This window comes from Variovorax sp. CF079 (assembly GCF_900101545.1).
Classification (GTDB): Bacteria; Pseudomonadota; Gammaproteobacteria; order Burkholderiales; family Burkholderiaceae_C; genus Variovorax.
The window spans coordinates 102,054-123,214 of sequence record NZ_FMZU01000014.1; the positions used below are offsets into that span (position 1 = coordinate 102,054).

The 21,161-nt window shown below is 67.5% G+C and carries 22 protein-coding genes and 1 tRNA gene; 16 read left to right on the forward strand and 7 right to left on the reverse strand.

All coding sequences use genetic code 11. The features are described 5' to 3' along the window. Positions 1 to 2: 2 nt before the first annotated feature. Both BLS74_RS19495 and BLS74_RS33920 read left to right on the forward strand, forming a co-directional pair. A tRNA-Asn gene (locus tag BLS74_RS19495) sits at positions 3 to 78 on the forward strand. 145 nt (positions 79 to 223) lie between these two features. Continuing rightward, the gene (locus BLS74_RS33920; RefSeq protein ID WP_139191717.1) at positions 224 to 415 is read left to right on the forward strand and encodes a hypothetical protein; all 192 of its coding nucleotides are present in this window, start codon (positions 224 to 226) and stop codon (positions 413 to 415) included. 29 nt (positions 416 to 444) lie between these two features. Here BLS74_RS33920 and BLS74_RS19500 read toward each other — a convergent pair whose 3' ends face one another. Continuing rightward, positions 445 to 798: a hypothetical protein gene (locus BLS74_RS19500; RefSeq protein ID WP_093108803.1), complete on the reverse strand. Its 354-nt coding sequence runs from the start codon at positions 796 to 798 to the stop codon at positions 445 to 447. A gap of 265 nt (positions 799 to 1,063) precedes the next feature. Here BLS74_RS19500 and BLS74_RS19505 point away from each other — a divergent pair, with 265 nt between their 5' ends. The 11 genes from BLS74_RS19505 to xylB all read left to right on the forward strand — a co-directional run bounded on the left by BLS74_RS19505 (position 1,064) and on the right by xylB (position 10,819). Beyond that, positions 1,064 to 1,240: a DUF3606 domain-containing protein gene (locus tag BLS74_RS19505; protein ID WP_093108804.1), complete on the forward strand. Its 177-nt coding sequence runs from the start codon at positions 1,064 to 1,066 to the stop codon at positions 1,238 to 1,240. Between the two features lie 31 nt (positions 1,241 to 1,271). After that, positions 1,272 to 1,508 (forward strand): hypothetical protein, encoded by a 237-nt coding sequence (locus tag BLS74_RS19510; protein WP_093108805.1) that lies wholly within the window; start codon positions 1,272 to 1,274, stop codon positions 1,506 to 1,508. Between the two features lie 64 nt (positions 1,509 to 1,572). Then, positions 1,573 to 1,809: a hypothetical protein gene (locus BLS74_RS19515; protein WP_093108806.1), complete on the forward strand. Its 237-nt coding sequence runs from the start codon at positions 1,573 to 1,575 to the stop codon at positions 1,807 to 1,809. 170 nt (positions 1,810 to 1,979) lie between these two features. Then, positions 1,980 to 3,287: an ABC transporter substrate-binding protein gene (locus tag BLS74_RS19520; RefSeq protein WP_093108807.1), complete on the forward strand. Its 1,308-nt coding sequence runs from the start codon at positions 1,980 to 1,982 to the stop codon at positions 3,285 to 3,287. Positions 3,288 to 3,405: 118 nt separating this feature from the next. Next, positions 3,406 to 4,263 carry a carbohydrate ABC transporter permease gene (locus BLS74_RS19525; RefSeq protein WP_093108808.1) on the forward strand — a complete coding sequence of 286 codons (858 nt, stop codon included), beginning with the start codon at positions 3,406 to 3,408 and terminating at the stop codon, positions 4,261 to 4,263. Between the two features lie 10 nt (positions 4,264 to 4,273). Next, a complete protein-coding gene (locus BLS74_RS19530; RefSeq protein WP_093108809.1) occupies positions 4,274 to 5,095 on the forward strand; it encodes a carbohydrate ABC transporter permease in 822 nt (273 codons plus the stop codon). A gap of 16 nt (positions 5,096 to 5,111) precedes the next feature. Further along, positions 5,112 to 6,143, forward strand: coding sequence for an ABC transporter ATP-binding protein (gene ugpC / locus BLS74_RS19535; protein WP_093108810.1), 1,032 nt, complete (start codon positions 5,112 to 5,114; stop codon positions 6,141 to 6,143). 13 nt (positions 6,144 to 6,156) lie between these two features. Next, positions 6,157 to 7,575: a D-arabinitol 4-dehydrogenase gene (gene dalD / locus BLS74_RS19540; RefSeq protein ID WP_170855657.1), complete on the forward strand. Its 1,419-nt coding sequence runs from the start codon at positions 6,157 to 6,159 to the stop codon at positions 7,573 to 7,575. Then, positions 7,572 to 8,360, forward strand: coding sequence for an L-iditol 2-dehydrogenase (locus BLS74_RS19545; protein WP_093108811.1), 789 nt, complete (start codon positions 7,572 to 7,574; stop codon positions 8,358 to 8,360). Before dalD ends, BLS74_RS19545 begins: the two co-directional genes overlap by 4 nt. A 13-nt stretch (positions 8,361 to 8,373) precedes the next feature. Further along, positions 8,374 to 9,312 (forward strand): AraC family transcriptional regulator, encoded by a 939-nt coding sequence (locus tag BLS74_RS19550; protein WP_093108812.1) that lies wholly within the window; start codon positions 8,374 to 8,376, stop codon positions 9,310 to 9,312. A 10-nt stretch (positions 9,313 to 9,322) separates the two neighbouring features. Further along, positions 9,323 to 10,819, forward strand: a complete 1,497-nt coding sequence (gene xylB / locus BLS74_RS19555; RefSeq protein ID WP_093108813.1) for a xylulokinase — start codon at positions 9,323 to 9,325, stop codon at positions 10,817 to 10,819. Between the two features lie 289 nt (positions 10,820 to 11,108). Here the strand turns inward: xylB and BLS74_RS19560 are convergent, their stop codons facing one another. The 5 genes from BLS74_RS19560 to BLS74_RS19580 form a co-directional block, all read right to left on the reverse strand. Beyond that, entirely contained in the window at positions 11,109 to 11,432 is a 324-nt protein-coding gene (locus tag BLS74_RS19560) for a hypothetical protein (RefSeq protein WP_093108814.1), read from the reverse strand. A gap of 132 nt (positions 11,433 to 11,564) precedes the next feature. Next, entirely contained in the window at positions 11,565 to 13,034 is a 1,470-nt protein-coding gene (locus BLS74_RS19565; protein ID WP_093108815.1) for a Do family serine endopeptidase, read from the reverse strand. Between the two features lie 70 nt (positions 13,035 to 13,104). Continuing rightward, a complete protein-coding gene (locus BLS74_RS19570) occupies positions 13,105 to 14,418 on the reverse strand; it encodes an ATP-binding protein (RefSeq protein ID WP_093108816.1) in 1,314 nt (437 codons plus the stop codon). Next, positions 14,415 to 15,074, reverse strand: coding sequence for a response regulator (locus tag BLS74_RS19575; protein WP_093108817.1), 660 nt, complete (start codon positions 15,072 to 15,074; stop codon positions 14,415 to 14,417). Before BLS74_RS19575 ends, BLS74_RS19570 begins: the two co-directional genes overlap by 4 nt. Positions 15,075 to 15,133: 59 nt before the next feature. Further along, positions 15,134 to 15,904, reverse strand: coding sequence for an IclR family transcriptional regulator domain-containing protein (locus BLS74_RS19580; RefSeq protein WP_093108818.1), 771 nt, complete (start codon positions 15,902 to 15,904; stop codon positions 15,134 to 15,136). Positions 15,905 to 16,025: 121 nt separating this feature from the next. Between BLS74_RS19580 and pobA the strand changes: the two genes are divergently transcribed. Beyond that, positions 16,026 to 17,207: a 4-hydroxybenzoate 3-monooxygenase gene (gene pobA, locus BLS74_RS19585; protein WP_093108819.1), complete on the forward strand. Its 1,182-nt coding sequence runs from the start codon at positions 16,026 to 16,028 to the stop codon at positions 17,205 to 17,207. A 6-nt stretch (positions 17,208 to 17,213) separates the two neighbouring features. On the opposite strand, the gene BLS74_RS19590 is transcribed toward pobA, so the two are convergent. Next, on the reverse strand, positions 17,214 to 19,544 hold the full coding sequence (locus tag BLS74_RS19590; RefSeq protein WP_093108820.1) for a xanthine dehydrogenase family protein molybdopterin-binding subunit: 2,331 nt from the start codon (positions 19,542 to 19,544) through the stop codon (positions 17,214 to 17,216). Positions 19,545 to 19,659: 115 nt separating this feature from the next. Between BLS74_RS19590 and aat the strand changes: the two genes are divergently transcribed. Next, entirely contained in the window at positions 19,660 to 20,412 is a 753-nt protein-coding gene (gene aat, locus BLS74_RS19595; protein WP_093108821.1) for a leucyl/phenylalanyl-tRNA--protein transferase, read from the forward strand. Continuing rightward, positions 20,409 to 21,158 carry an arginyltransferase gene (locus BLS74_RS19600; RefSeq protein ID WP_093108822.1) on the forward strand — a complete coding sequence of 250 codons (750 nt, stop codon included), beginning with the start codon at positions 20,409 to 20,411 and terminating at the stop codon, positions 21,156 to 21,158. Before aat ends, BLS74_RS19600 begins: the two co-directional genes overlap by 4 nt. Positions 21,159 to 21,161 lie beyond the last annotated feature (3 nt).

Consider the following 21,161-nt stretch of genomic DNA (forward strand, 5'->3'; position numbering starts at 1 on the left):
GTTCCTCGATAGCTCAGTCGGTAGAGCGCCGGACTGTTAATCCGTAGGTCCCTGGTTCGAGCCCAGGTCGAGGAGCCACTACAAGCCGCATAGGCACAAAGGCCCTGCTATCCAATCGGTAGCAGGGCCTTTCTCTTTCGCGAATGGAAAATCGCCGCGCGTTGCGTGTGGTTGCTTCCTACAGATCGTGGTGGGCCATGGTCCATGGGCCATGCTTGCGCCAATGAAGAACACCACCAACACTTCATCCGAGCGGCGGAATTTCGCGATGTTTCAGGTGCGAGTGAGCGCTCGTGAAAAAGCGCTGTTCGCAGAGGCCGCCGCGGCCGCCCGCAAGTCGATGGCGACTTGGGCGCGCGAGCACCTGGAAGCGGCCGCGGTTCGAGACTTGAGATCCGCGAGTCGACCCGGCTGATGCTCGAACGTTGTGGCAGCCGCTGGCTGCTACTGCAAATCCGCCAGTCCCACGGGCCCACAGCCCGCGATGAAGCTGAGAAGATCGTCGCAAGCCGGCCCGTACTCGTGCGCATCCACCGCAGCGATCAGCTGAAGGCTGCTCGCGCGCACATGGCCGCTGCTGCCGCGGGTGAAACGGACGGCGATCTCCGGGTCGCGGCCATCGTTGCCGCGGTCGGACATGCAGACGACCACCATCTGCCCGACGAGCGACGGATCGCCGCCACCCAGCACCAGCGCCAGGTCGCCGCGGCGAAACGGGCGCGGCGCGTGCGCCGGCCGGAAAGCCATCGGCTTGTATGAGGCAATTTTGCGTACTTGCGCAATGTTCGGCAGAGCCATGGTGGTACAGATCCTTTGTAGCGATTGCGTGTTGCGATCGGACAGTCACGATGGTGTCTCACTACCGTGTTCAGCGCCTTCTTTTGCCCCAAATAAAGGCACACGATGTGCATTCCGTCCTGCCGGCCCAGAGGGGGCGAGTTTGGACTGTTCTGGCCGCGCCGGATGTCAGCCGGATTCCCGCACTTGATCGCGGCCACGTCCGGCGCTCGCCAACGCGCGCCGCGCGACACTGGGGCCACACACAGACTCAGGAGACGCGCAAATGGCAGATGACTTGAGCAATCGCGGCCCGCAGGACCGATCGCGCGTGAACGTCAACGAGACCCACGAGCTGCGGTACTGGACCAAGGAACTGGGAGTCACCGAGGCCCAGCTCCGGGCGGCCGTCGCCGCCGCCGGCACTTCGGCGCAGGCGGTGCGCAACTATCTCGGGAAGTAAGAGGTGGGAAATCTGCCGCGCGGAGCGCGCCATGCCAAGGAGCGTCGTGTTCGTCTATCGGGGCTATCACTTTCTCTGTACCGCGGAGAAGGAGAAGCCCGCGCAGTTTCGACCGGTGCTCATCCGCCAGCTGGGATGGCCGAGCGAAAAAACGGTTGTCCTGCTCGGCGACACCGACCTCTGTAGAACCGAAGCGGAAGCGCTGCGGCACGCGGAGCAGCAAGCCATGAAATGGGCGGACAGTCGGACGACGGCCGAGATGTCCTGAGGCCTTGCACCGGCCGTCCGATTGCGCAGAATTGGCAGTTCTCCGTCGTCCGAAAGGAGACCCCATGCCGATGGAACTTCTTCGGCACATCGCAGACCAGAAGCTGCCCTACACGGTCTACGCACCGGCCGACATCGACAAGCTGCGCGTGCTGCGCGCCGCCGAACTCGTCAGCGCCTTCATTCCGCCCGCCGAAACGCTGCCCTGCGGCGAGAGCCACAAGCCGGCGCAGGTGCTGGCCATCACCCCCAAGGGGAAGAAAGCGCTGCAGGACCAAGCCGAGGGCATCGTCGATCCTTAGCACTCGCTCGAACGCCGCATCCATCCCTATTTGCCTAAATTAGGGAAGTCACTGATCAATCAGTGCATCCAAGTATCGAAATCAGCTTGGCGAGTACCAATTCCGCAAGCAAGAGTCTCCAGAATCCGGGCACGGCGATCGCCTCGTCGCCGACCACAAGGAGACATCACATGAAACGTTTTCTGAAGGCGGGCCTGGTGCTCGCGCTCGCGGGCGCCGGCCTCGCCCACGCCGCGACCGAACTGGTCATCGCCACCGTGAACAACGGCCACATGATCGAGATGCAGAAGCTCACACCCTTCTTCGAGAAGGCCAACCCCGACATCAAGCTCAAATGGGTCACGCTGGAGGAAGGCACGCTGCGCCAGCGCGTCACGACCGACATCGCGACCAAGGGCGGCCAGTTCGACGTCATGACCATCGGCCTCTATGAAGCGCCGATCTGGTCCAAGAAGGGCTGGCTGCAGCCGATCGCGACCGACGCCGCCTACGACGCCGACGACCTCCTGCCCGCCATCCGCGACGGACTGTCGCACCAGGGCAAGCTCTACGCCGCGCCCTTCTACGGCGAGAGCTCGATGCTCATGTACCGCAAGGACCTGGCTGACAAGGTCGGATTCAAGATGCCCGAGCAGCCCACCTGGGCGCAGGTCAAGGAACTCGCGGGCAAGATCCACGACCCGAAGGCCGGCGTCTACGGCATGTGCCTGCGCGGCAAGCCGGGCTGGGGCGACAACATGGCCTTCCTCACGACCCTGGTCAACACCCACGGCGGCCAGTGGTTCGACATGAGCTGGAAGCCGCAGATCGACACCAAGCCGTGGAAGGACGCGATCACCTTCTACGTCGACATCATGAAGGCCTACGGCCCGCCGGGCGCCTCGGCCAACAGCTTCAACGAGAACCTTGCGCTCTTCAACGAAGGCAAGTGCGGCATGTGGGTGGACGCGACCATCGCCGCGTCCTTCATCAGCGACCCGAAGCAGTCGAAGGTGGCCGACAAGGTGGCCTTCGCGCAGGCGCCGGTCGCGGTCACGCCCAAGGGTGCGAACTGGCTATGGTCCTGGAACCTCGCGATTCCCGCCAGTTCGACCAAGTCCGAAGCGGCGCAGACCTTCGTCAAGTGGGCGACCTCCAAGGACTACATCAAGCTGGTGGCCAAGGAACACGGCTGGGCCACCGTGCCCACGGGCACGCGCAAGTCGACCTATGCGAATCCCGAGTTCCAGAAGGTCGCCAAGTTCGCCGAGTCCGAGAAGAAGGCCATCGACACGGCCAACCTGACCGACAGCACGCTGCCCAAATCGCCCTACGCCGGCGTGCAGTACGCGGCCATCCCCGAGTTCCAGGCCATCGGCGTGGCGGTGGGCCAGCAGATGAGCGCGGCACTGTCGGGCAAGGTCACGATCGACCAGGCGCTCAAGACCTCGCAGACGGCGGCCGAACGCGAGATGAAAAAGGGCGGGTATTACAAGTAAACCCCCAGGCTGCGCGTACTTCGTGTCGCTTCGCCACCCCCTGCAGGGGGCACTGCCTGCGGCCCGGCAAAGCCGGTTCCGCGGCAGTTCACGAAGCTAAAGACCTGGTGGCCATGATATGAATCGATTCCTCCCCCGGGCGCTGATGGCGCCGGCCGTGGTCACGCTCATTCTCTGGATGATCGTGCCGCTGGCGATGACGATCTACTTCTCGTTCGTCACCTACAACCTGATGCAGCCCGGCGATCATCCGTTCGCGGGCCTGGACAACTTCCACTACTTCGTCACCGACCCGGACTTCTGGGCCTCCGTTGCGAACACCCTGAACCTGATCGGCAGCGTGATCGTGATCACCGTCGTCTTCGGCGTGCTGCTGGCGCTGCTGGTGAACGAGCCCTTCCCGGGCCGCGGCATCGTGCGCGTGCTGCTGATCTCGCCCTTCTTCGTCATGCCGGCAGTCAATGCGCTGCTGTGGAAGCACATGATGATGAATCCCATCTACGGCGTGCTGGCCGACGTGTGGCGCGCCTTCGGCGCCGAGCCCATCGACTGGATGACCGACGTGCCGCTGCTGTCGGTGATCATCATGGTGGCCTGGCAGTGGCTGCCTTTCGCCTGCCTGATCTTCATCACCTCGCTGCAGTCGCTCGACCGCGAGCAGATGGAAGCGGCCCGCATGGACGGGGCCGGCGCGTTCCAGCGCTTCTACTACCTCATCCTGCCCCACCTGGCGCGGCCGATGGCGGTGGTGATCATGATCGAGATGATCTTCCTGCTCTCGGTCTTCGCCGAGATCGCCATCACGACCAACGGCGGCCCCGGCAACGAAAGCACCAACCTCACCTACCTGATCTTCAAGCAGTCGCTGATGAACTTCGACGTCGGCGTGGCTTCGGCGGGTGCGCTCTTCGCGGTGGTGCTGGCCAACATCGTGGCGGCCTTCCTGATCCGCATCATCGGCAAGAGCCTCGACTGAGGGCCACGGCATGCAACCCACTTTTCTGTTCACTTCCTTGCGCGCCGCCGGTGCGTGGGTGGTCACGCTGCTGCTGTTCTTTCCATTGGGCTGGCTGGTGCTGACCGCATTCAAGACCGAGCTGCAGGCGATCGCCGTGCCGCCGCTCTTCGCGTTCGAGCCCACGCTCGGCAACTTCGAAGAGGTGCAGCGGCGCAGCGACTACGTGCTGTTCGCGCGCAACTCGCTGATCACCAGCCTTGGCTCCACCATCATCGGCCTCTTGATCGCCGCGCCGGCCGCCTACTCGATGGCCTTCTTCCGCACCAAGCGCACGCGCGACATCCTGATGTGGATGCTGTCGACCAAGATGATGCCGGCCGTGGGCGCGCTGGTGCCGATCTACGTGATCGCACAGACCGCCGGCCTGCTGGACTCGCTGACGGCACTCACGATCGTCTTCACGCTGTCCAACCTGCCGATCATGGTCTGGATGCTCTACAGCAGCTACAAGGACATCCCGCACGAGATCCTCGAGGCCGCACGCATGGACGGCGCCAATCTCTGGACCGAGTTCCGCCACGTGGTGCTGCCGCTCTCGGTCGGCGGCCTCGCCTCCACCGGACTGCTGTGCCTGGTGCTGAGCTGGAACGAAGCCTTCTGGGCGCTCAACCTCAGTTCCGCCAAGGCCGGCACGCTCGCCGTCCTCATCGCCTCCTATTCGAGCCCCGAAGGACTCTTCTGGGCCAAGCTCTCGGCCGCTTCGCTGATGGCCATCGCGCCGATCGTGGTCTTCGGCTGGTTCTGCCAAAAGCAACTGGTGCAGGGCCTGACCTTCGGCGCCGTCAAGTAAGGAACGGAGACATTCCATGGCATACCTCCAACTCGACAGCATTCAGAAAAGCTTCGGCGACGCCCACATCATCAAGGGCGTAAACCTGGAAATCGACAAGGGCGAGTTCATCGTCTTCGTCGGTCCCTCCGGCTGCGGCAAGTCGACGCTGCTGCGGCTGATCGCCGGACTCGAACCCATCACCAGCGGCCAGCTCATGCTCGACGGCAAGGACATCACGCACATCCCCTCGGGCAAGCGCGACCTGGCGATGGTGTTCCAAAGCTACGCTCTCTATCCGCACATGAGCGTGTACGACAACATGTCCTTCGCGCTCAAGCTCGCGAACGTGGCCAAGGACACGATCAAGACCAAGGTCGACCACGCGGCCAAGACGCTCAACCTCACGCAGTACCTCACGCGCACGCCGAAGGAGCTCTCCGGCGGCCAGCGGCAGCGGGTGGCAATCGGGCGCGCCATCGTGCGGGCGCCCAAGGTGTTCCTGTTCGACGAACCGCTCTCCAACCTCGATGCGGCACTGCGCGGCAACACGCGCGTCGAGATCCACAAGCTGCATCGCGCGCTGGGCGCCACCAGCATCTACGTCACGCACGACCAGGTCGAGGCCATGACGCTGGCGGACCGCGTGGTGGTGCTGCGCGACGGCCTGATCGAGCAGGTCGGCACGCCGATGGAGCTCTACGACCGCCCGGCCAACCAGTTCGTGGCGCAGTTCATCGGCATGCCTTCGATGAACATGGTGGATGCGCGCGCGATCCCGAGCTTCTCGGCGCAGACGGGCGGGCGGCTGCCGAGCGACGGCTTCCTCGGCGTGCGGCCCGAGGGCCTGCGCGTGCACCGCGACCACGGCGCCGGCGCGCCGGGCAAGGTCGAGCTGATCGAGGCCCTCGGCGCCGACACCCTGATCCACGTCGAAGTCGGCGGCGTGCCGCTGGTCGCACGGCAGAACGAGCGCACGGAGCTGCAGGCCGGCGACGTGGTGAGCGTCGAGCTCGATCCCTCGGTGCTGCATTTCTTCAACCGTGAAGGCCGCAAGGTTGCCGCCTGAGTTCCATCACGCCATGCCATCTTCCACTCCATCCGAATTCGTGGTGCTTCACCTCGGGCTCGGCTCCTTCCATCGTGCACACCAGGCGGTCTACCTGCAGCAGCTGATCGAGGCCGGCGACACGCGCTGGTCCATCGCCGGTGCCAACCTGCGGCCCGACATGGCCGAGGTGCTCGCCGCCCTGCGCGCGCAGGGCGGTTGCTACACGCTGGAGACCGTGTCGCCCGCGGGCGAATACCGCTACCAGCGCATCGAATCGATTCGCGAGGTGCTGGACCACGACCCAGCGCTCGACACAGTGATCGCGCGCGGCGCCGATGCGCGCACGCGCGTGATCTCCTTCACCGTGACCGAAGCGGGCTACTACCTCGATCCGCAGGACCGGCTCGATTTCACGTCCACCGAACTCGCCGAGGACCTCGCACGCGCGAAGCGCGGCGAAGCCGGCAGCACGATCTACGGCGCGGTCTGCGCGATCCTGCGTGCGCGCCGCGCGGCCGGCGCAGGGCCGGTGACGCTGCTCAACTGCGACAACCTGCGCCACAACGGCGAGCGCTTTCGCAAGGGGCTGCTGGAATTCATCGAGCAGGCCGGCGAACAGGATCTGCTCGGCTGGGTGCGCGCGCACACGACCTGCCCCAACGCGATGGTCGACCGCATCACGCCGCGGCCGCCGCCCGAGCTGCGCGAACGCGTGCGGGCCGCGACCGGCTGGAACGATGCCGCACCTGTCATGGGCGAGAGCTTCATCCAGTGGGTGATCGAGGACGACTTCGCGAACGGGCGGCCCGATTGGGCGCGCGTCGGCGTGCAGCTGGTCGATTCGGTGCTGCCCTACGAAGAGGCCAAGATCCGGATCCTCAATGCAAGCCACAGCTGTATCGCCTGGGCCGGAACGCTGGTCGGGCTGGAGTTCATCCACCAAGGCACGCAAGACCCGCTGATCCGGCAGATGGCCTACGACTACGTGACGGACGACGTCATCCCCTGCCTGAACGCACCTGGACACGCCAGCCCGGTCGACCTGCCGGCCTACCGCGACCTGGTGCTCGAGCGCTTCGGCAACCCGGCCATCCGCGACACCAACCGGCGCGTGGCGATGGACGGCTTCTCGAAGATCCCGGGCTTCATCGCGCCGACCGTGCGCGAACGCCTGGCGCAGGGCGAGCGCATCGCCAGCGTGGCGATGCTGCCGGCCCTGTTCCTGGCTTTCCTGCGGCGCTGGCATCAGGGCACCCTGCCCTACACGTACCAGGACCAGGGCATGGACGAGGCCACTGCGCGCGCGATCTGCGACGCGGTCGATCCGGTTGCAGCGCTCTGTGCCGATGCCGGCCTCTGGGGCGATATCGCGGGCGACACGCGCCTCACGCAGGCCGTGCGCGAAGCCGGCGCGCGCGTTCGAACACTCGTCGAAGGAGTAAGACCATGACGGACCGCCTCGCACAGCGCCACGTGCTGGTGACCGGCGCCGGCGGCGGCATCGGCCTGGCGATCGCCGAGGCCTGCCTGGCCGAGGGTGCACGCTGCACGCTGGTCGACCGCTCGCCCGCGCCTTCCGACGGCGTGGCGCTGCTCCAGCGGACCCATTCGACGCGCGTGGTCTACCTGCCGGCGGACGTGACCGACACGAACGCGGTCGCGCACCTGCTCGATGCGGCGCAAGCCGCAAACGGGCCGGTCCACACCCTGGTCAACAACGCCGCCGTCTTCGACATGGCGCCGCTGCTGGAGAGCGACGAGGCCTCCTTCGACCACCTGTTCGCAGTCAACGTGAAGGGCATGTTCTTCGTGATGCAGCGCGTGCTGCAGCACATGGTCGATGCCGGCACGGCCGGTGCCTCCGTCATCAACATGGCCTCGCAGGCCGGCCGCCGCGGCGAAGCGCTGGTCTCGCACTACTGCGCGACCAAGGCCGCCGTCATCAGCTACACGCAGAGCGCAGCGCTCGCGATGGCGCCGCACGGCATCCGCGTCAATGCCATCGCACCCGGCGTGGTGGACACGCCGATGTGGGGCCATGTCGATGCGCTGTTCGCGAAGTACGAGGGGCGCCAGCCCGGCGAGAAGAAGCGCCAGGTCGGCCTCGAGGTGCCACTCGGCCGCATGGGCACGCCGGACGACATTGCCGGCGCCGCCGTGTTCCTGGCCAGCGACGAGGCGCGGTACATCACCGCGCAGACGCTCAATGTCGACGGTGGTAATGTCATGAGCTGACGAGGACACGGCCATGACATCGGTGCGCCACCGCCACCTCCCCCGCCACCGGGAGCCCGAGCTCGAGCGCGACATCACGCGCTCGCCCTCGCTCGGCTACGAGGCGCCCGAAGAAACCGGCCTGGTGCGCTGCCTGGCGCACGGCTTTCCGAGCCCGCTGGTGCGCTGGCACTTCCACGAAGAATACGAGCTACACCTGATCACCGAGACCTCGGGCAAGGCCTTCATCGGTGACTGGATCGGGCCCTTCGAGCCCGGCCACCTGGTGCTGTGCGGGCCGCGGCTGCCGCACAACTGGATTTCGCTCGATGTGCCGGCGGGCGGCGCCGCCGGGCGCGACCGCGTGATCCAGTTCCGGCATGAGCCGATCGAACGCGCAGCCGTGGAAATTCCGGAGCTGCGCGAGGTGCTTCAGCTGCTCGAACGCGCCCGCCACGGCATCGAATTCTTCGGCTTCGCGGAACGCGCTCTGGCGCACTGGGATGCCGTCAAGGCGGCGCGCGGCCTGCGCCGCTTCGCCCTCTTCTGCGACTACCTGGCCGACCTCGCCCAGTGCACCGACTACCGCCTGCTCTCCAACGTCCAGATGCAGGGCGTGGAGGGCGATGCCGAGGTCGACCAGATCAACGTCATCGTCAACCGCATCACCGCCAACCTGGCCGAGCCGATCGTGATGGCCGACATCGCCGCCGAGCTGGGCATGAGCGAGAGCCGCTTCAGCCGCTTCTTCAAGCGCTCCACCGGCAACAGCTTCACCGATTTCGTGAACCGCGTGCGCATCAACAGCGCCTGCCACCTGCTGATGCAGACCGATCACTACGTGACCGACATCTGCTATCAGGTCGGCTTCAACAACGTCGCCAACTTCAACCGCCGCTTCCTGGAGATCAAGGGCATGACGCCGACCGAATTCCGGCGCCAGAGCGACCATCGCTTCGGCGGCGGCGCGTGAGGATCCCCTCTTGTACCTCGGACTCGATCTCGGCACCTCCGAGCTGAAGGCGCTGCTGCTGGCCGACGATCACCGCATCGTCGCGCTGGCACGAGCCCCGCTCAGCGTCAGCCGGCCGGCGCCGCTGTGGTCGGAGCAATCGCCTTCGCAATGGTGGGAGGCATTGGAAGCCGTCATGGCCGAACTGCAGCGCCATCACGCTGCCGCCCTGTCGTCCGTGCGTGCGATCGGCCTGTCGGGCCAGATGCACGGCGCCGTGGCGATGGATGCGCAAGGCCGGGTGCTGCGCCCCGCCATCCTCTGGAACGACGGCCGCAGCGCCGCCCAGTGCGACGCGTTGACGGCGCGCGTGCCGCGCCTCGCCGCGATCGCCGGCAACCTCGCCATGCCGGGCTTCACCGCCCCCAAGCTGCTGTGGATGCGCGAGCACGAACCGGAGCTATTCGCACGCATCGCCTGCGTGCTGCTTCCCAAGGACTGGCTGCGATTCAGCTTGAGCGGCGAACTCGCGAGCGACATGTCGGACGCGTCGGGCACGCTGTGGCTGGACGTGGCCGCGCGCGACTGGTCCGACGAACTGCTCGCCGCCTGCGGCCTCACGCGCGCGCAGATGCCGCGGCTGGCGGAAGGCAGTGCCACCGCGGGTCGGCTCAAGCCCGAGCTCGCGCGACGCTGGGGCCTGGCGCCCGAGGTCGCGATCGCGGGCGGCGGCGGCGACAATGCGGCCAGCGCGGTCGGCATGGGCCTCGTCGATGCCGGCGAGGGCTTCGTCTCGCTCGGCACCTCGGGCGTAATCTTCGTCTGCGGCGAGCGCTTCGAGCCCAAGCCCGAGGCCGCCGTGCACGCCTTCTGCCATGCACTGCCCGGGCGCTGGCACCAGATGTCGGTGATGCTGTCGGCCTCCAGCGCCGTGAGCTGGGCCGCGCGCAGCTTCGGCCTGGGCAACGAGGCGACGCTGCTTGCCGCGGCTGCCACGCTCGATGCCGAAGCGCGCCGCCGCGCGCCGCTGTTCCTGCCCTATCTCTCAGGCGAACGCTCGCCGCACAACGACGCGAATGCGCAGGGCGTGCTCTTCGGCCTGACGCATGCGCACGGGCCGGCCGACATCGCCTATGCCGTGGTGGAAGGAGTGAGCTTCGGCCTGCGGGACGGGCTGGACACGCTGGCCCGGCCGGCCGGCGATCTGGTGCTGGTCGGCGGCGGCGCGCGCAGCGCCTGGTGGGCCCAGCTGCTGGCCGACATCCTCGAACTGCCTCTTGCGCTATGCGAAGGCAGCGAAGCCGGCGGCGCGCTCGGTGCGGCCCGGCTTGCCTGGCTGGCGGACGGCGGCACGCAAGCCCGGGTGTGCCTGCGGCCGGCGGTGCGGGAGCGTTTCGAGCCGGCCGGAACGAAGGCCGATGTCCATGCCGCGCGCCATGCACGCTTCAAGGCGCTGTATGCGAGCTTGCGCGCCTGCTTCGCCGACGACCGATCGACACCCGACCTATGCCGCCTGGACAGGCCATGATGCGACCTTCGGCGGATTGGCCGATGGCGCCGCAGCAGCTACCTTCGAGGCCATGCCATCACTGCTCAAATTCGCAGCCCGATGCCGCGCGCCCTTTGCGGCATCCGGCGGCAAAGGGCGCTCATCAAAGCCTTGCAGCGCACCCGTGCAACCCCTGCTGGTCTTGCGCGGCGTCTCGCAGCAGGGGACGATCCGCGCGCACGCGGCCAAGGTGATCGCTGTCACCGCGCTGCACTTCGGTACGCAGATTCGGTAGATAGACGGATCTGCTGTGCCTGGCCTGCCAGGCTTACAGCATCGAGTGACCGGTGGTGAGCATGCAGGAATCCGCATCCATCGTCGATGCGGCTGCGGCGGACGGCTCCGGCACGCCTTCGGCGAGGCCCACCGGCGCCATGGGACGGCCGAAGGGTGCGAGCCCTTGCAGTACGCGCAGTGCCGAGGCGCCCTGAATGAGCGCCTCCGAATAATCGGGCAGGCCCTGGGTCGAGGAGTCGACGGGCCGGTACACCAGGCACTCCTCCGAATCCGCCTGCACTGCCTCCATCAGAACCCAATGAAATTCATAGGGCTCGAGTTCGAGCACAGTCAGGGCGAGATCGCGAAGCACCATAGGGAAACCTCTTATTCAGCTTGTTTGGGCGAATTGTTACAGGCGGTTAATCATCCACAAAGGCACTTTTGCACGATGTGCGCTCCATGTGAGGCGCCTTCGCCAACGCCGCAGCGGCCGCTGTGACTTCCATCAGCCGATGCGCACGGGCACGAAGATCCGGTCGCCATCGCGCTGGATGAGCAGCGCGATCGACTTGTCGGCCTTGTTCACCACCTCGCGCACCTGCTCGACGCTCTTTGCGGGCGTGCCGTTGACGGCCAGCAGCACGTCGCCCGCCTGCACGCCGGCGAGCGCCGCCGCGCCGCCCGCATCCTCGATCAGGAGGCCGCTCTCGACCGCGGCCTCGCGCTTCTCCTGCGGCTGCAGCGGTCTGAGCGCGAGACCGAGCTTGCCGCCGCCGGCGCGCTCGTCGCTCTTCGCCACCGTGCTCGCCTTTTCGCTCGCATCGCCCAGCCTGGCGCTGAGCTCCTGGCGTGCGCCCTGGCGCCAGACATCGAGCATGACCTTGGTGCCGGGCTTCTTCTGGCCGATCAGGGCCGGCAGGTCGCCGGAGGCGACGACCGGGTCGCCGTCGACCTTGCGGATCACGTCACCGGAGCGCAGGCCGGCCTGCTCGGCCGGGCCGCCCTTCTCCACGTTCGACACCAGCGCGCCCTCGGGCTTGTCGAGCTTGAAGGAGTCGGCGAAGGTCTGGTTCACCTCCTGCACCGCGACGCCCAGCCGCGCATGGCTGGCGCGGCCGGTGGCGACGATCTGGTCCTTCACCTGGATCGCGACGTCGATCGGGATCGCGAAGGACACGCCCTGATAGCCGCCGCTGCGGCTGTAGATCTGCGAGTTGATGCCCACCACCTCGCCGCGCGTGTTGATCAGCGGCCCGCCCGAGTTGCCGGGGTTGATGGCCACGTCGGTCTGGATGAAAGGCACGTAGCTGTCGTCGGGCAGCGAGCGGCCCTTGGCGCTCACCACGCCTGCCGTCACGGTGTTCTCGAAACCGAAGGGCGAGCCGATCGCAAGCACCCATTCGCCCGGCTTCAGCTCCTTGGTGTTGCCCAGCGACAGGGTCGGCAGGTTCTTCGCGTCGATCTTGAGCACCGCGATGTCGGTCTTCTCGTCGGAGCCCAGCACCTTGGCGCGGAACTCGCGGCGATCGGTCAGCTTGACCGTCACTTCCTTCGCGTCCTTCACCACGTGGGCGTTGGTCAGGATGACGCCGTCGGCGCTCACGATGAAGCCCGAACCCTGTCCGCGCACCGGCATCTCGCGCTGCTGCTGCTGTTTGCCGCGTGGGCCCATCTGGCCCTGGAAGCGGCGGAAGAACTCGAACATCGGATCGTCGGGATCCATGCCGGGGATGCCGGCCACACCCTCCATCGAAGTCTTCATGGTGCCCGTCACGCTAATGTTGACGACGGCGGGACCGTTGCGCGTGGTGATGGTCGAGAAATCGGGCATGGTGACCATCGGCGCGGCCACGGCGGGCGCCGGCGTGTTCACGGCATTGGCACTGGTGTAGGCGCCCGCGCCGACGGCGCCGATGACGCCCGCGGCCGACAGGGCGAGAACGAGCGCGCGGGGCGAGTTCAGACGGACATTCATTGAAGTTCCTTTCGAGGTGTCAGTTGGAAACACGATGAAAGGAATGTCGGTCCGCTCGCTTAAGCGCGCCTTAAACAGTTCTGGGAAAACGCATGCTCACGCGCAGGCCACCCAGGCTGCCGGAGCCATCGATAGCCAGCGTCGCGCCATGCAGGTCGGCGATCGACTTCACGATCGCCAGCCCGAGACCGCTGCCCGCCGCCTGCGGCTCGCCCGAGCGATAGAAGCGGTCGAGCACGCGCGAGCGCTCCTCGGCCGGCAGGCCCGGGCCGCTGTCTTCCACGCTGAGTTCCACCCCGTCCGGCGAGGCCGCGATGCCGACGTCGACGCGGCCGCCCTCGGGCGTGTACTTCACGGCGTTGTCGAGCAGGTTGCGCAGCAGCGTGCGCAAGGCCTCGGCCTGGCCGCGTACCTCGGCCGCATCCGCGCGCGCCATGCCGATGTCGATCCGGCGTGCCTGGGCGGCGGCAATGGCATCGGAGATCGCGAGCCGCGCGACCTCCTGCAGGTCCACCGGCTCCGCGCTGGCGCCGGTGGCGGCGCTGGCTTCGTGCCGCGCCAGCGCCAGCATCTGCTCGACCAGCCGCGTCGCCCGGTCGATGCCGGCTGCCAGACGGCCGACGGCGAGCTCGCGCGCGGCATCGTCGGGCGCGCGCTGCAGGCTCTGCACCTGCAGCTTCAAGGCCGCGAGCGGCGAGCGCAGCTCGTGCGCCGCATCGGCCACGAAATGCTTCTGCGCCTCGAAGGCCCGGCGCACGCGATCGAACAGCAGGTTGAGTTCGTGCACCAGCGGGCGTACCTCCTCGGGCAGGCCGCTTTCGCTGACCGGCGAGAGGTCGTCAGCCTGCCGGGAGGCAACCTGGCTGCGCACGCGCGCCACCGGCGCCAGCGAGCGGCTCACCACCCACCACACCACCAGCATCAGCAAGGGCGCCGCCAGCGCGATCGGCCCGACGGTGCGCAGCGCGAGCGTTCCCGCCATGGTGCGGCGCGCCGCCATGTCCTGCGCCACCTGGATCACCAGCCCGGCGCTCTGGATCGAGAACACCCTGTAGGTGGTGCCGCGCGCCTGCACGTTCGAGAAACCCAGCACCGCGCGCTGCGGCAGTGCGGCACGCGCGGCCGATTCGAAGATGCGCACGCCGTCGGCCGTCCATATCTGCACGACGAATTCGAAGTTCTCCTCGCCGCCGCCGAGCCCGCCCACGGCCGCACTGGGCGGCAGGCCCGCGCGCAGCGAGAACGCCATCTGCTGCATGTGGTAGTCGAAGATCTCGTCGGCTTCCTTGAGCACCGTGCGATAGGCCACGAAGGCCTGCGTTCCTGCTGCAAGCACGATGGCAGCCAATAGGAACCACAAAAGACGCGCGCGTAAGGACTTCATTCCTTGGGCACCATGTAGCCCACCCCCCGCACATTGCGAATGAGATCGGCGCCGAGCTTCTTGCGCAGCCCGTGCACATAGACCTCGACCGCGTTGCTGCTGATCTCGTCCTTCCAGCCGTAGAGCTTTTCTTCGAGCTGCGCGCGCGAGAGCACCATGCCCGGCCGCGCGATCAGCGGTTCGAGCACCGCCCATTCGCGCGCCGACAGCACCACCGGCTGGCCGCCCACGGCGACTTCGCGCGTCGACGGATTGATGCTGACACCCAGATGCTCGTAGACCGGCTCGGCCCGCCCCGATGCGCGGCGCAGCAAGGCCCGGATGCGCGCCAGAAGCTCGTCGAGGTCGTAGGGCTTCAGCACGTAGTCGTCGGCGCCGGCATCCAGGCCCTCGATGCGCTGCTGCACCGAATCGCGCGCCGTGGCGATCAACACCGGCATGCGCTGCTTGCGGGCGCGCAGCGAACGCAGCACCTCAAGGCCGTCGCGGCGCGGCACGCCGAGGTCGAGCAGCACCAGGTCGTACTGCTGCGTGCGCAGTGCGGTGTCGGCAGCGTCGCCGTCCTTGACCCAGTCGACCGCGTAGTTCTCGGCGCGCAGCAGGTCCAGCACGGCCTCGCCGATCATCACGTCGTCTTCGAGCAGCAGCAGTCGCATCGTCGTTCATCCGCCCAAAGGCGGTTCGAGATCGTAGCGGCGGCGAAGTTCAAGCGCGTTCACAGAAGCGCCCTGACCTCGCGCGCCGCCTCGAACAACAGCGGCAGCATGTCGCGGCGCAGCGCCTCTTCGGAGTGGCGCGTGCCCGACAGCACGACGTTGAGCGCCGCCACCGTGTGGCCCTGCATGTCGCGCAACGGCACCGCCAGCGCCTGCACGCCGAGCTCGTGTTCCTCGCTGGCAAAGCAGAAATCGTCCTTGCGCACCTGCGCGATGCGCTGGCGCAGCACGCGCGCCTGGGTGATGGTGCGCGGCGTGAGGCGCGGCAGGTTGCGGCCCTTGAGCCATTGCGTGAGCTGCGCCGCGCTCATGCCGGCGAGCAGCACGCGGCCGGTCGATGTCGCATGGGCCGGGAGGCGCGCCCCGAGGTGGAGGCCGTAGGCCAGCACGCGGGTCGGCGTGCCATAGCTGCCGCTGCGCGCGATGATGACCACCTCTTCGCCATCGAGCACCACGGCCGAGAAGGATTCGCCCGTCTGCGCCGCGAGCCGGTTGAGCGTGGGCTGCAGCGCGCGCGGCAGCCGCGACGACGCAAGGTAGCTGCCCGAGAAGCGCAGCACCTTCGGCGCCATCCAGAAATAGCTGCCGTCGGTTTCGAGGTAGCCGAGGTGCGCAAGCGTCAGCAGGTGGCGCCGGGCCGCGGCCCGCGTCAGGCCGGCGCGCTCGGCTGCCAGCGTGGCATTGAGACGCTGGCGCTCGGTGTCGAAACTCTCGAGCACGGCCATGCCCTTGGCGATGCCCTCGATGAAGTCGGGTTTGGCTATGGTCATGGCGCGAAGTGTTGCGCGATCATCGCGCAGGCCGCCTCATCATCGCACAGAGGATGGCATCGCGGCGAGCCGGGGAGTCCGCATCGTCCTACGCTTGAGGCCAAGCAATCAGGAGACACGCATGCGCACACAGGTCGCCATCATCGGCGCGGGCCCGGCCGGCCTCTTGCTCGGCCAGCTGCTCTACAAGGCCGGCATCGACAACATCATCATAGAGCGCCAGACCGGCGACTACGTGCTGGGCCGCATCCGGGCCGGCGTGCTGGAGCAGATCACGATGGACTTGCTCCAGCGCGCCGGCGTCGACGCGCGCGCCAAGGCCGAGGGCCTGCCGCACGAAGGCATCGAGCTGCTGTTCAAGGGCGCGCGCCATCGCATCGACATGCATGGCCTGACCGGCGGCAAGCAGGTCACGGTCTATGGCCAGACCGAGGTGACGCACGATCTGATGAATGCGCGCGAGGCGGAGGGCCTGACCACCATCTACGGCGCCTCGCCAGTCAGCCTGCACGACTTCGACACGGGGAAGCCCCGCGTGCGCTACGAGAAGGACGGTGCCACGCACGAGATCGAGTGCGACTTCATCGCCGGCTGCGACGGCTACCACGGCGTGAGCCGTGCCAGCGTGCCGGCCCAGGCGATCCACACCTACGAAAAGGTCTATCCCTTCGGCTGGCTCGGGGTGCTCGCCGATGTGCCGCCGGTATCGCACGAGCTGATCTACGCCAACACGCCGCGCGGCTTCGCGCTGTGCAGCATGCGCAGCGCCACGCGCAGCCGCTACTACGTCCAGGTGCCGGTCGAGGAGCGCGTGGAGAACTGGAGCGACGAGGCGTTCTGGAACGAGCTGCGCCTGCGCCTCGACCCCGAAGCGCGCGAGCGGCTCGTGACCGGCCCTTCGCTCGAAAAAAGCATCGCGCCGCTGCGCAGCTTCGTGGCCGAACCGATGCGCTTCGGCAGCCTGTTCCTGGCCGGCGACGCGGCCCATATCGTGCCGCCGACCGGCGCCAAGGGCCTGAACCTGGCGACGGCCGACGTCGGCTACCTGTCGCGCGCCTTCGAGATCTTCTACCGCGAACGCAGCGCCTCGGCGCTCGACCGCTACTCCGACCTGTGCCTGCGCCGGGTCTGGAAGGCCGAGCGCTTCTCGTGGTGGTTCACCTCGCTGATGCACCGCTTCCCGGAAACCGGGGAGTTCGGCCAGAAGATCCAGGAGGCCGAGCTCGACTACCTGGTGCACTCGCGCGCCGCCTCGACCTCGCTGGCGGAGAACTACGTGGGGCTGCCGCTGGAAGAGTTCTGAAGCGTTTCAGGGCCCCGGCTGCATGAGCGCCCACATGCGCGCGGGCGTGAGCGGCATGTCCAGGCGAGGCGTGAGCCCGGCCATGCCGTTGCGCGCCAGCGCATCGGCCACGGCATTGACGACTGCCGGCGTGGCGCCGATGGTGCCCAGCTCGCCCACGCCCTTCACGCCCAGCGGGTTGTTGAGGCAGGGCGTGCTCTGGTCCATCTCGGTCTTGAACATCGAGGCGATGATGTCGGCTCGCGGCGCGGCGTAGTCCATCAGGCTGCCGGTCAGCGGCTGGCCGGTTTCGATGTCGTAGACCACGCGCTCGCACAGCGCCTGGCCGATGCCCTGCACGGCGCCGCCTTCGAGCTGGCCGCGAACGATCATCGGGTTGACCACGCGGCCGACGTCGTTGACCGAGGCATAGGCCAGCACGCTCACATCGCCGGTGGGCGGGTCGATCTCGACCTCGCAGATGTGGCAGCCGTTGGGCCAGGTCGGGCCGGCGACGGCGCTGGTGGAGTCGACGAAGATCTGCCGATCCGGCTGGCGTCCGGCCAGGGTGAACAGGTCGAGCTGCAGATCGGTGCCGGCGACCTTGAAAACGCCGCCCGCGTAGCTGAGGTCGGCAGGCGCGACTTCGAGCTCCTGCGCGGCAAGCGCCTTCGCCTTGTCGATGGTGCGCTCGGCACCGATGCGAACGGCCGAGCCGCCGGTGAAGAGCGAACGCGAGCCGGCGCTGCCGAAGCCGTCGCCGCGGTCGGTGTCGCCCAGCACGATGCGCACTTTCTCGATCGGCACGCCGAAGGCATCGACCGCCAGTTGCGCCAGCGTGGTCGCGATGCCCTGCCCCATGGCGTTGACGGCGGAGAACACCTCGATGACGCCGTCGGCCTGCACCGAGACCGTCACGCGCTCCTCGAACACGTTGCCGCCGGTCCATTCGAGGAAAGTCGCGATGCCGAGCCCGCGCAACCGGCCCTGGCGCTTGGACTGCGCCGCGCGCGCATCGAATCCCTGCCAATCGGCCAGCTTCAGCGCCTGGTCCATCACCGACTCGAACTTGCCGGTGTCGTAGGTCTGCTGCATCGGGTTCGTGTAGGGCATCTGCGCCGGCTGGATGAAGTTGCGCCGGCGCAACTCGATGCGGTCGATGCCGGTCTGGCGCGCGGCCTCGTCCATCAGCCGCTCGATGGTGTAGATCGCCTCCGGCCGGCCGGCGCCCCGGTAGGCGCCCGTCGGCGCGGTATGGGTCAGCACCGCATGGAAATGGAAGTCGATGGTCTGGATGTCGTAGACGCTGGTCTGCACCCAGGGGCCGATCAGGAGCTGGATCACGACGCCGGTGCCGCCCGCGTAGGCGCCGACGTTGGCCAGGGTCCTGATGCGCAGCCCGAGAATCTTGCCCCTGGCGTCGAGCGCCAGCTCCGCATGGGCCTCGATGTCGCGGCCATGCCAGCTCGAAAGGAATTCCTCGCTGCGGTCGGCCACCCACTTCACCGGCCGCCGCACCGCGCGCGCGGCAAAGGCCACGACGATGTCTTCCGGGTAGGCGCTGGTCTTCATGCCGAAGCCGCCGCCGACATCGCCCACCACCACGCGCACCTGCTCCTTGGGCAGGCCGATCGCGTCGCAGACCGAATTGCGCACGCCCGAGGGCATCTGGGTGCTCATGCGCAGGGTGATCCGTTCCGAGGCGGCGTCGAAATCGGCCAGCACCGAGCGCGGCTCGATCGTGAGCGCGACCACCCGCTGGTTGACGACGTCGAGCGCGACCACGTGGCTGGCCTTGGCGAAGGCGGCGCTCGTCGCTTCCCTGCTGCCGTGGCGCATCTCGGCGGCGATGTTGCCGGTGGCCTCGTCCCAAACCAGGGGCGCGCCATCCGCCGTCGCGCCGGCGAGGTCGACCACCATCGGCAGCGCTTCGTAGTCGACCATCACCGCCTCGGCCGCATCGCGCGCCTCGCGCGCGGTTTCAGCGATCACGGCAGCGACCGGCTCGCCGACGAAACGAACCCGGTCGAGCGCCAGCACATGCCGCGGCGGCGCCGCGCAGTCGGTGCCGTCGGCGCGCGTGAAGCCCGCGGCGCCCGGCAGGGGCTTGACGCCGGCGCCGTGCAGCTCCGCACCGGTGAGGATGCGCAGCACACCCGGCATGGCGGCGGCCGACGCGGTGTCGAGCGACGCCAGCCGCGCGTGCGGATACGGGGAACGGACGAAGGCCAGAAAGGTCTGATTCGGTAGCGTGACGTCGTCGGTGAAACGCCCGGCGCCGGCCAGGAGGCTTTCATCTTCGAGTCGTCGAACGGCTTGGCCGCTGCCGAAGCGCATGGGATTGGTTTCTGTGCTCACCGTGGTCCTTTTTGCTTTGAGCGATGGCTGCGAATGCGGGAACGACTATAGGGGCTTCAGGCAAATTCGGCTTGCGACGACAGCGCGCCTGCGGAAGCCGTGTATACCTTCGACCATGCAACTGCCCTGGCTTGCCCCTGGTGACCCCCTGCCCGATGCCGCTTCGGCCTGGGGCGAATCCGACCCCGTGCCAGGCCTTCTGGCCGCAGGTGGCGGGCTCGATGTCGCCAGCCTCCTTCACGCCTACGCCAACGGCATCTTCCCGTGGTTCAGCGAGGGCCAGCCGATCCTCTGGTGGAGCCCGGATCCGCGAATGGTGCTCGAAACCGCCGGCTTCAGGCTCCACCGTTCGCTGCGCAAGACGCTGGAGCGTTTCCGCGCCACCGCGGGCTGCGAAATCCGCATCGACCACCGTTTTGAGACGGTGATCGATGCCTGCTCGCAGGCGCCGCGCATCGGCCAGACCGGCACCTGGATCCTGCCCGAGATGGTGCGCGCCTACACGGATCTGCACCGCGCCGGCCATGCGCACAGCGTCGAAACCTGGATCGACGGCGAACTCGCGGGCGGCCTGTACTGCGTGGCAATCGGCCGCGCAGTCTTCGGCGAATCGATGTTCGCCCGCCGGCCCGACGCTTCCAAGATCGCGCTGGCGGCCCTGGTCTCGTTCTGCCGGCGGCACGGGATCGCGATGATCGATTGCCAGCAGAACACGGGCCACCTGGCCAGCCTGGGCGCACACGAGGTGCCGCGCGAACGTTTCCTGTCGCATGTGGCCGACGCACGCCTGCAAGCAGGCCCTGCGTGGCGTTTCGAGCCCGTATACTGGTCTGAACTCCTGCCTGCGCGACTTTCCTTCACGACGTGACGCACCTCAAGGATCTCCCGCTCCACACGCTGCAGTTCTACGCGACAGCGCCCTATCCGTGCAGCTACCTGCCGGACAGGCAGGCGCGCTCGCAGGTCGCGACGCCGAGCCACCTGATCCACAACGACGCGTACTCGGACCTGGTGCTCGCCGGCTTCCGGCGCAGCGGAATGTTCACCTACAGGCCGCATTGCGACGGCTGCAGCGCCTGCATACCGCTGCGCGTACTGGCGAGCGCGTTCAAGCCCAATCGCAGCCAGCGCCGTGCCTTGGCACGCCATGCCGATCTGCAGGCCCGCGTGCTCAAGCTCTGCTTCGTGCCCGAGCACTACCAGCTCTACCTGCGCTACCAGAACGGCCGCCATGCCGGCGGCGGCATGGATCACGACAGCATCGACCAGTACACCCAGTTCCTGCTGCAAAGCAGGGTCAACTCGCGGCTGGTGGAGTTTCGCGAAACCCGGCCGGACGGCAGCGCGGGCGCCTTGAAGATGGTGTCGATCCTCGACGTGCTGAACGACGGAATCTCTGCGGTCTACACCTTCTACGAGCCCGAGGCGGGCGCGGGCTACGGCAACTACAGCGTGCTGTGGCAGATCGAGCAGGCCCGCAAGCTGGGCCTCGCCCACGTCTATCTCGGCTACTGGATCGAGGGCAGCGCCAAGATGAACTACAAGGCCCGTTTTGCCCCGCATGAAGTGCTGATCGACGGCCGCTGGCAAGCGCCGACCCATTTCACCAAGTAAAAT

What these genes read in the sequence shown, in the direction of transcription:
- aat (WP_093108821.1), top strand. Translation starts at nt 19,660, where the DNA reads ATGCAACTGCCCTGGCTTGCCCCTGGTGACCCCCTGCCCGATGCCGCT.
- BLS74_RS19575 (WP_093108817.1), bottom strand. Translation starts at nt 15,074, where the DNA reads ATGCGACTGCTGCTGCTCGAAGACGACGTGATGATCGGCGAGGCCGTG.
- BLS74_RS19500 (WP_093108803.1), bottom strand. Translation starts at nt 798, where the DNA reads ATGGCTCTGCCGAACATTGCGCAAGTACGCAAAATTGCCTCATACAAG.
- BLS74_RS19525 (WP_093108808.1), top strand. Translation starts at nt 3,406, where the DNA reads ATGAATCGATTCCTCCCCCGGGCGCTGATGGCGCCGGCCGTGGTCACG.
- pobA (WP_093108819.1), top strand. Translation starts at nt 16,026, where the DNA reads ATGCGCACACAGGTCGCCATCATCGGCGCGGGCCCGGCCGGCCTCTTG.
- BLS74_RS19550 (WP_093108812.1), top strand. Translation starts at nt 8,374, where the DNA reads ATGACATCGGTGCGCCACCGCCACCTCCCCCGCCACCGGGAGCCCGAG.
- BLS74_RS19560 (WP_093108814.1), bottom strand. Translation starts at nt 11,432, where the DNA reads ATGGTGCTTCGCGATCTCGCCCTGACTGTGCTCGAACTCGAGCCCTAT.
- ugpC (WP_093108810.1), top strand. Translation starts at nt 5,112, where the DNA reads ATGGCATACCTCCAACTCGACAGCATTCAGAAAAGCTTCGGCGACGCC.
- BLS74_RS19520 (WP_093108807.1), top strand. Translation starts at nt 1,980, where the DNA reads ATGAAACGTTTTCTGAAGGCGGGCCTGGTGCTCGCGCTCGCGGGCGCC.
- BLS74_RS19545 (WP_093108811.1), top strand. Translation starts at nt 7,572, where the DNA reads ATGACGGACCGCCTCGCACAGCGCCACGTGCTGGTGACCGGCGCCGGC.
- dalD (WP_170855657.1), top strand. Translation starts at nt 6,157, where the DNA reads ATGCCATCTTCCACTCCATCCGAATTCGTGGTGCTTCACCTCGGGCTC.
- BLS74_RS19515 (WP_093108806.1), top strand. Translation starts at nt 1,573, where the DNA reads ATGCCGATGGAACTTCTTCGGCACATCGCAGACCAGAAGCTGCCCTAC.
- BLS74_RS19510 (WP_093108805.1), top strand. Translation starts at nt 1,272, where the DNA reads ATGCCAAGGAGCGTCGTGTTCGTCTATCGGGGCTATCACTTTCTCTGT.
- BLS74_RS19580 (WP_093108818.1), bottom strand. Translation starts at nt 15,904, where the DNA reads ATGACCATAGCCAAACCCGACTTCATCGAGGGCATCGCCAAGGGCATG.
- BLS74_RS19505 (WP_093108804.1), top strand. Translation starts at nt 1,064, where the DNA reads ATGGCAGATGACTTGAGCAATCGCGGCCCGCAGGACCGATCGCGCGTG.
- BLS74_RS19565 (WP_093108815.1), bottom strand. Translation starts at nt 13,034, where the DNA reads ATGAATGTCCGTCTGAACTCGCCCCGCGCGCTCGTTCTCGCCCTGTCG.
- BLS74_RS19530 (WP_093108809.1), top strand. Translation starts at nt 4,274, where the DNA reads ATGCAACCCACTTTTCTGTTCACTTCCTTGCGCGCCGCCGGTGCGTGG.
- BLS74_RS33920 (WP_139191717.1), top strand. Translation starts at nt 224, where the DNA reads ATGAAGAACACCACCAACACTTCATCCGAGCGGCGGAATTTCGCGATG.
- BLS74_RS19570 (WP_093108816.1), bottom strand. Translation starts at nt 14,418, where the DNA reads ATGAAGTCCTTACGCGCGCGTCTTTTGTGGTTCCTATTGGCTGCCATC.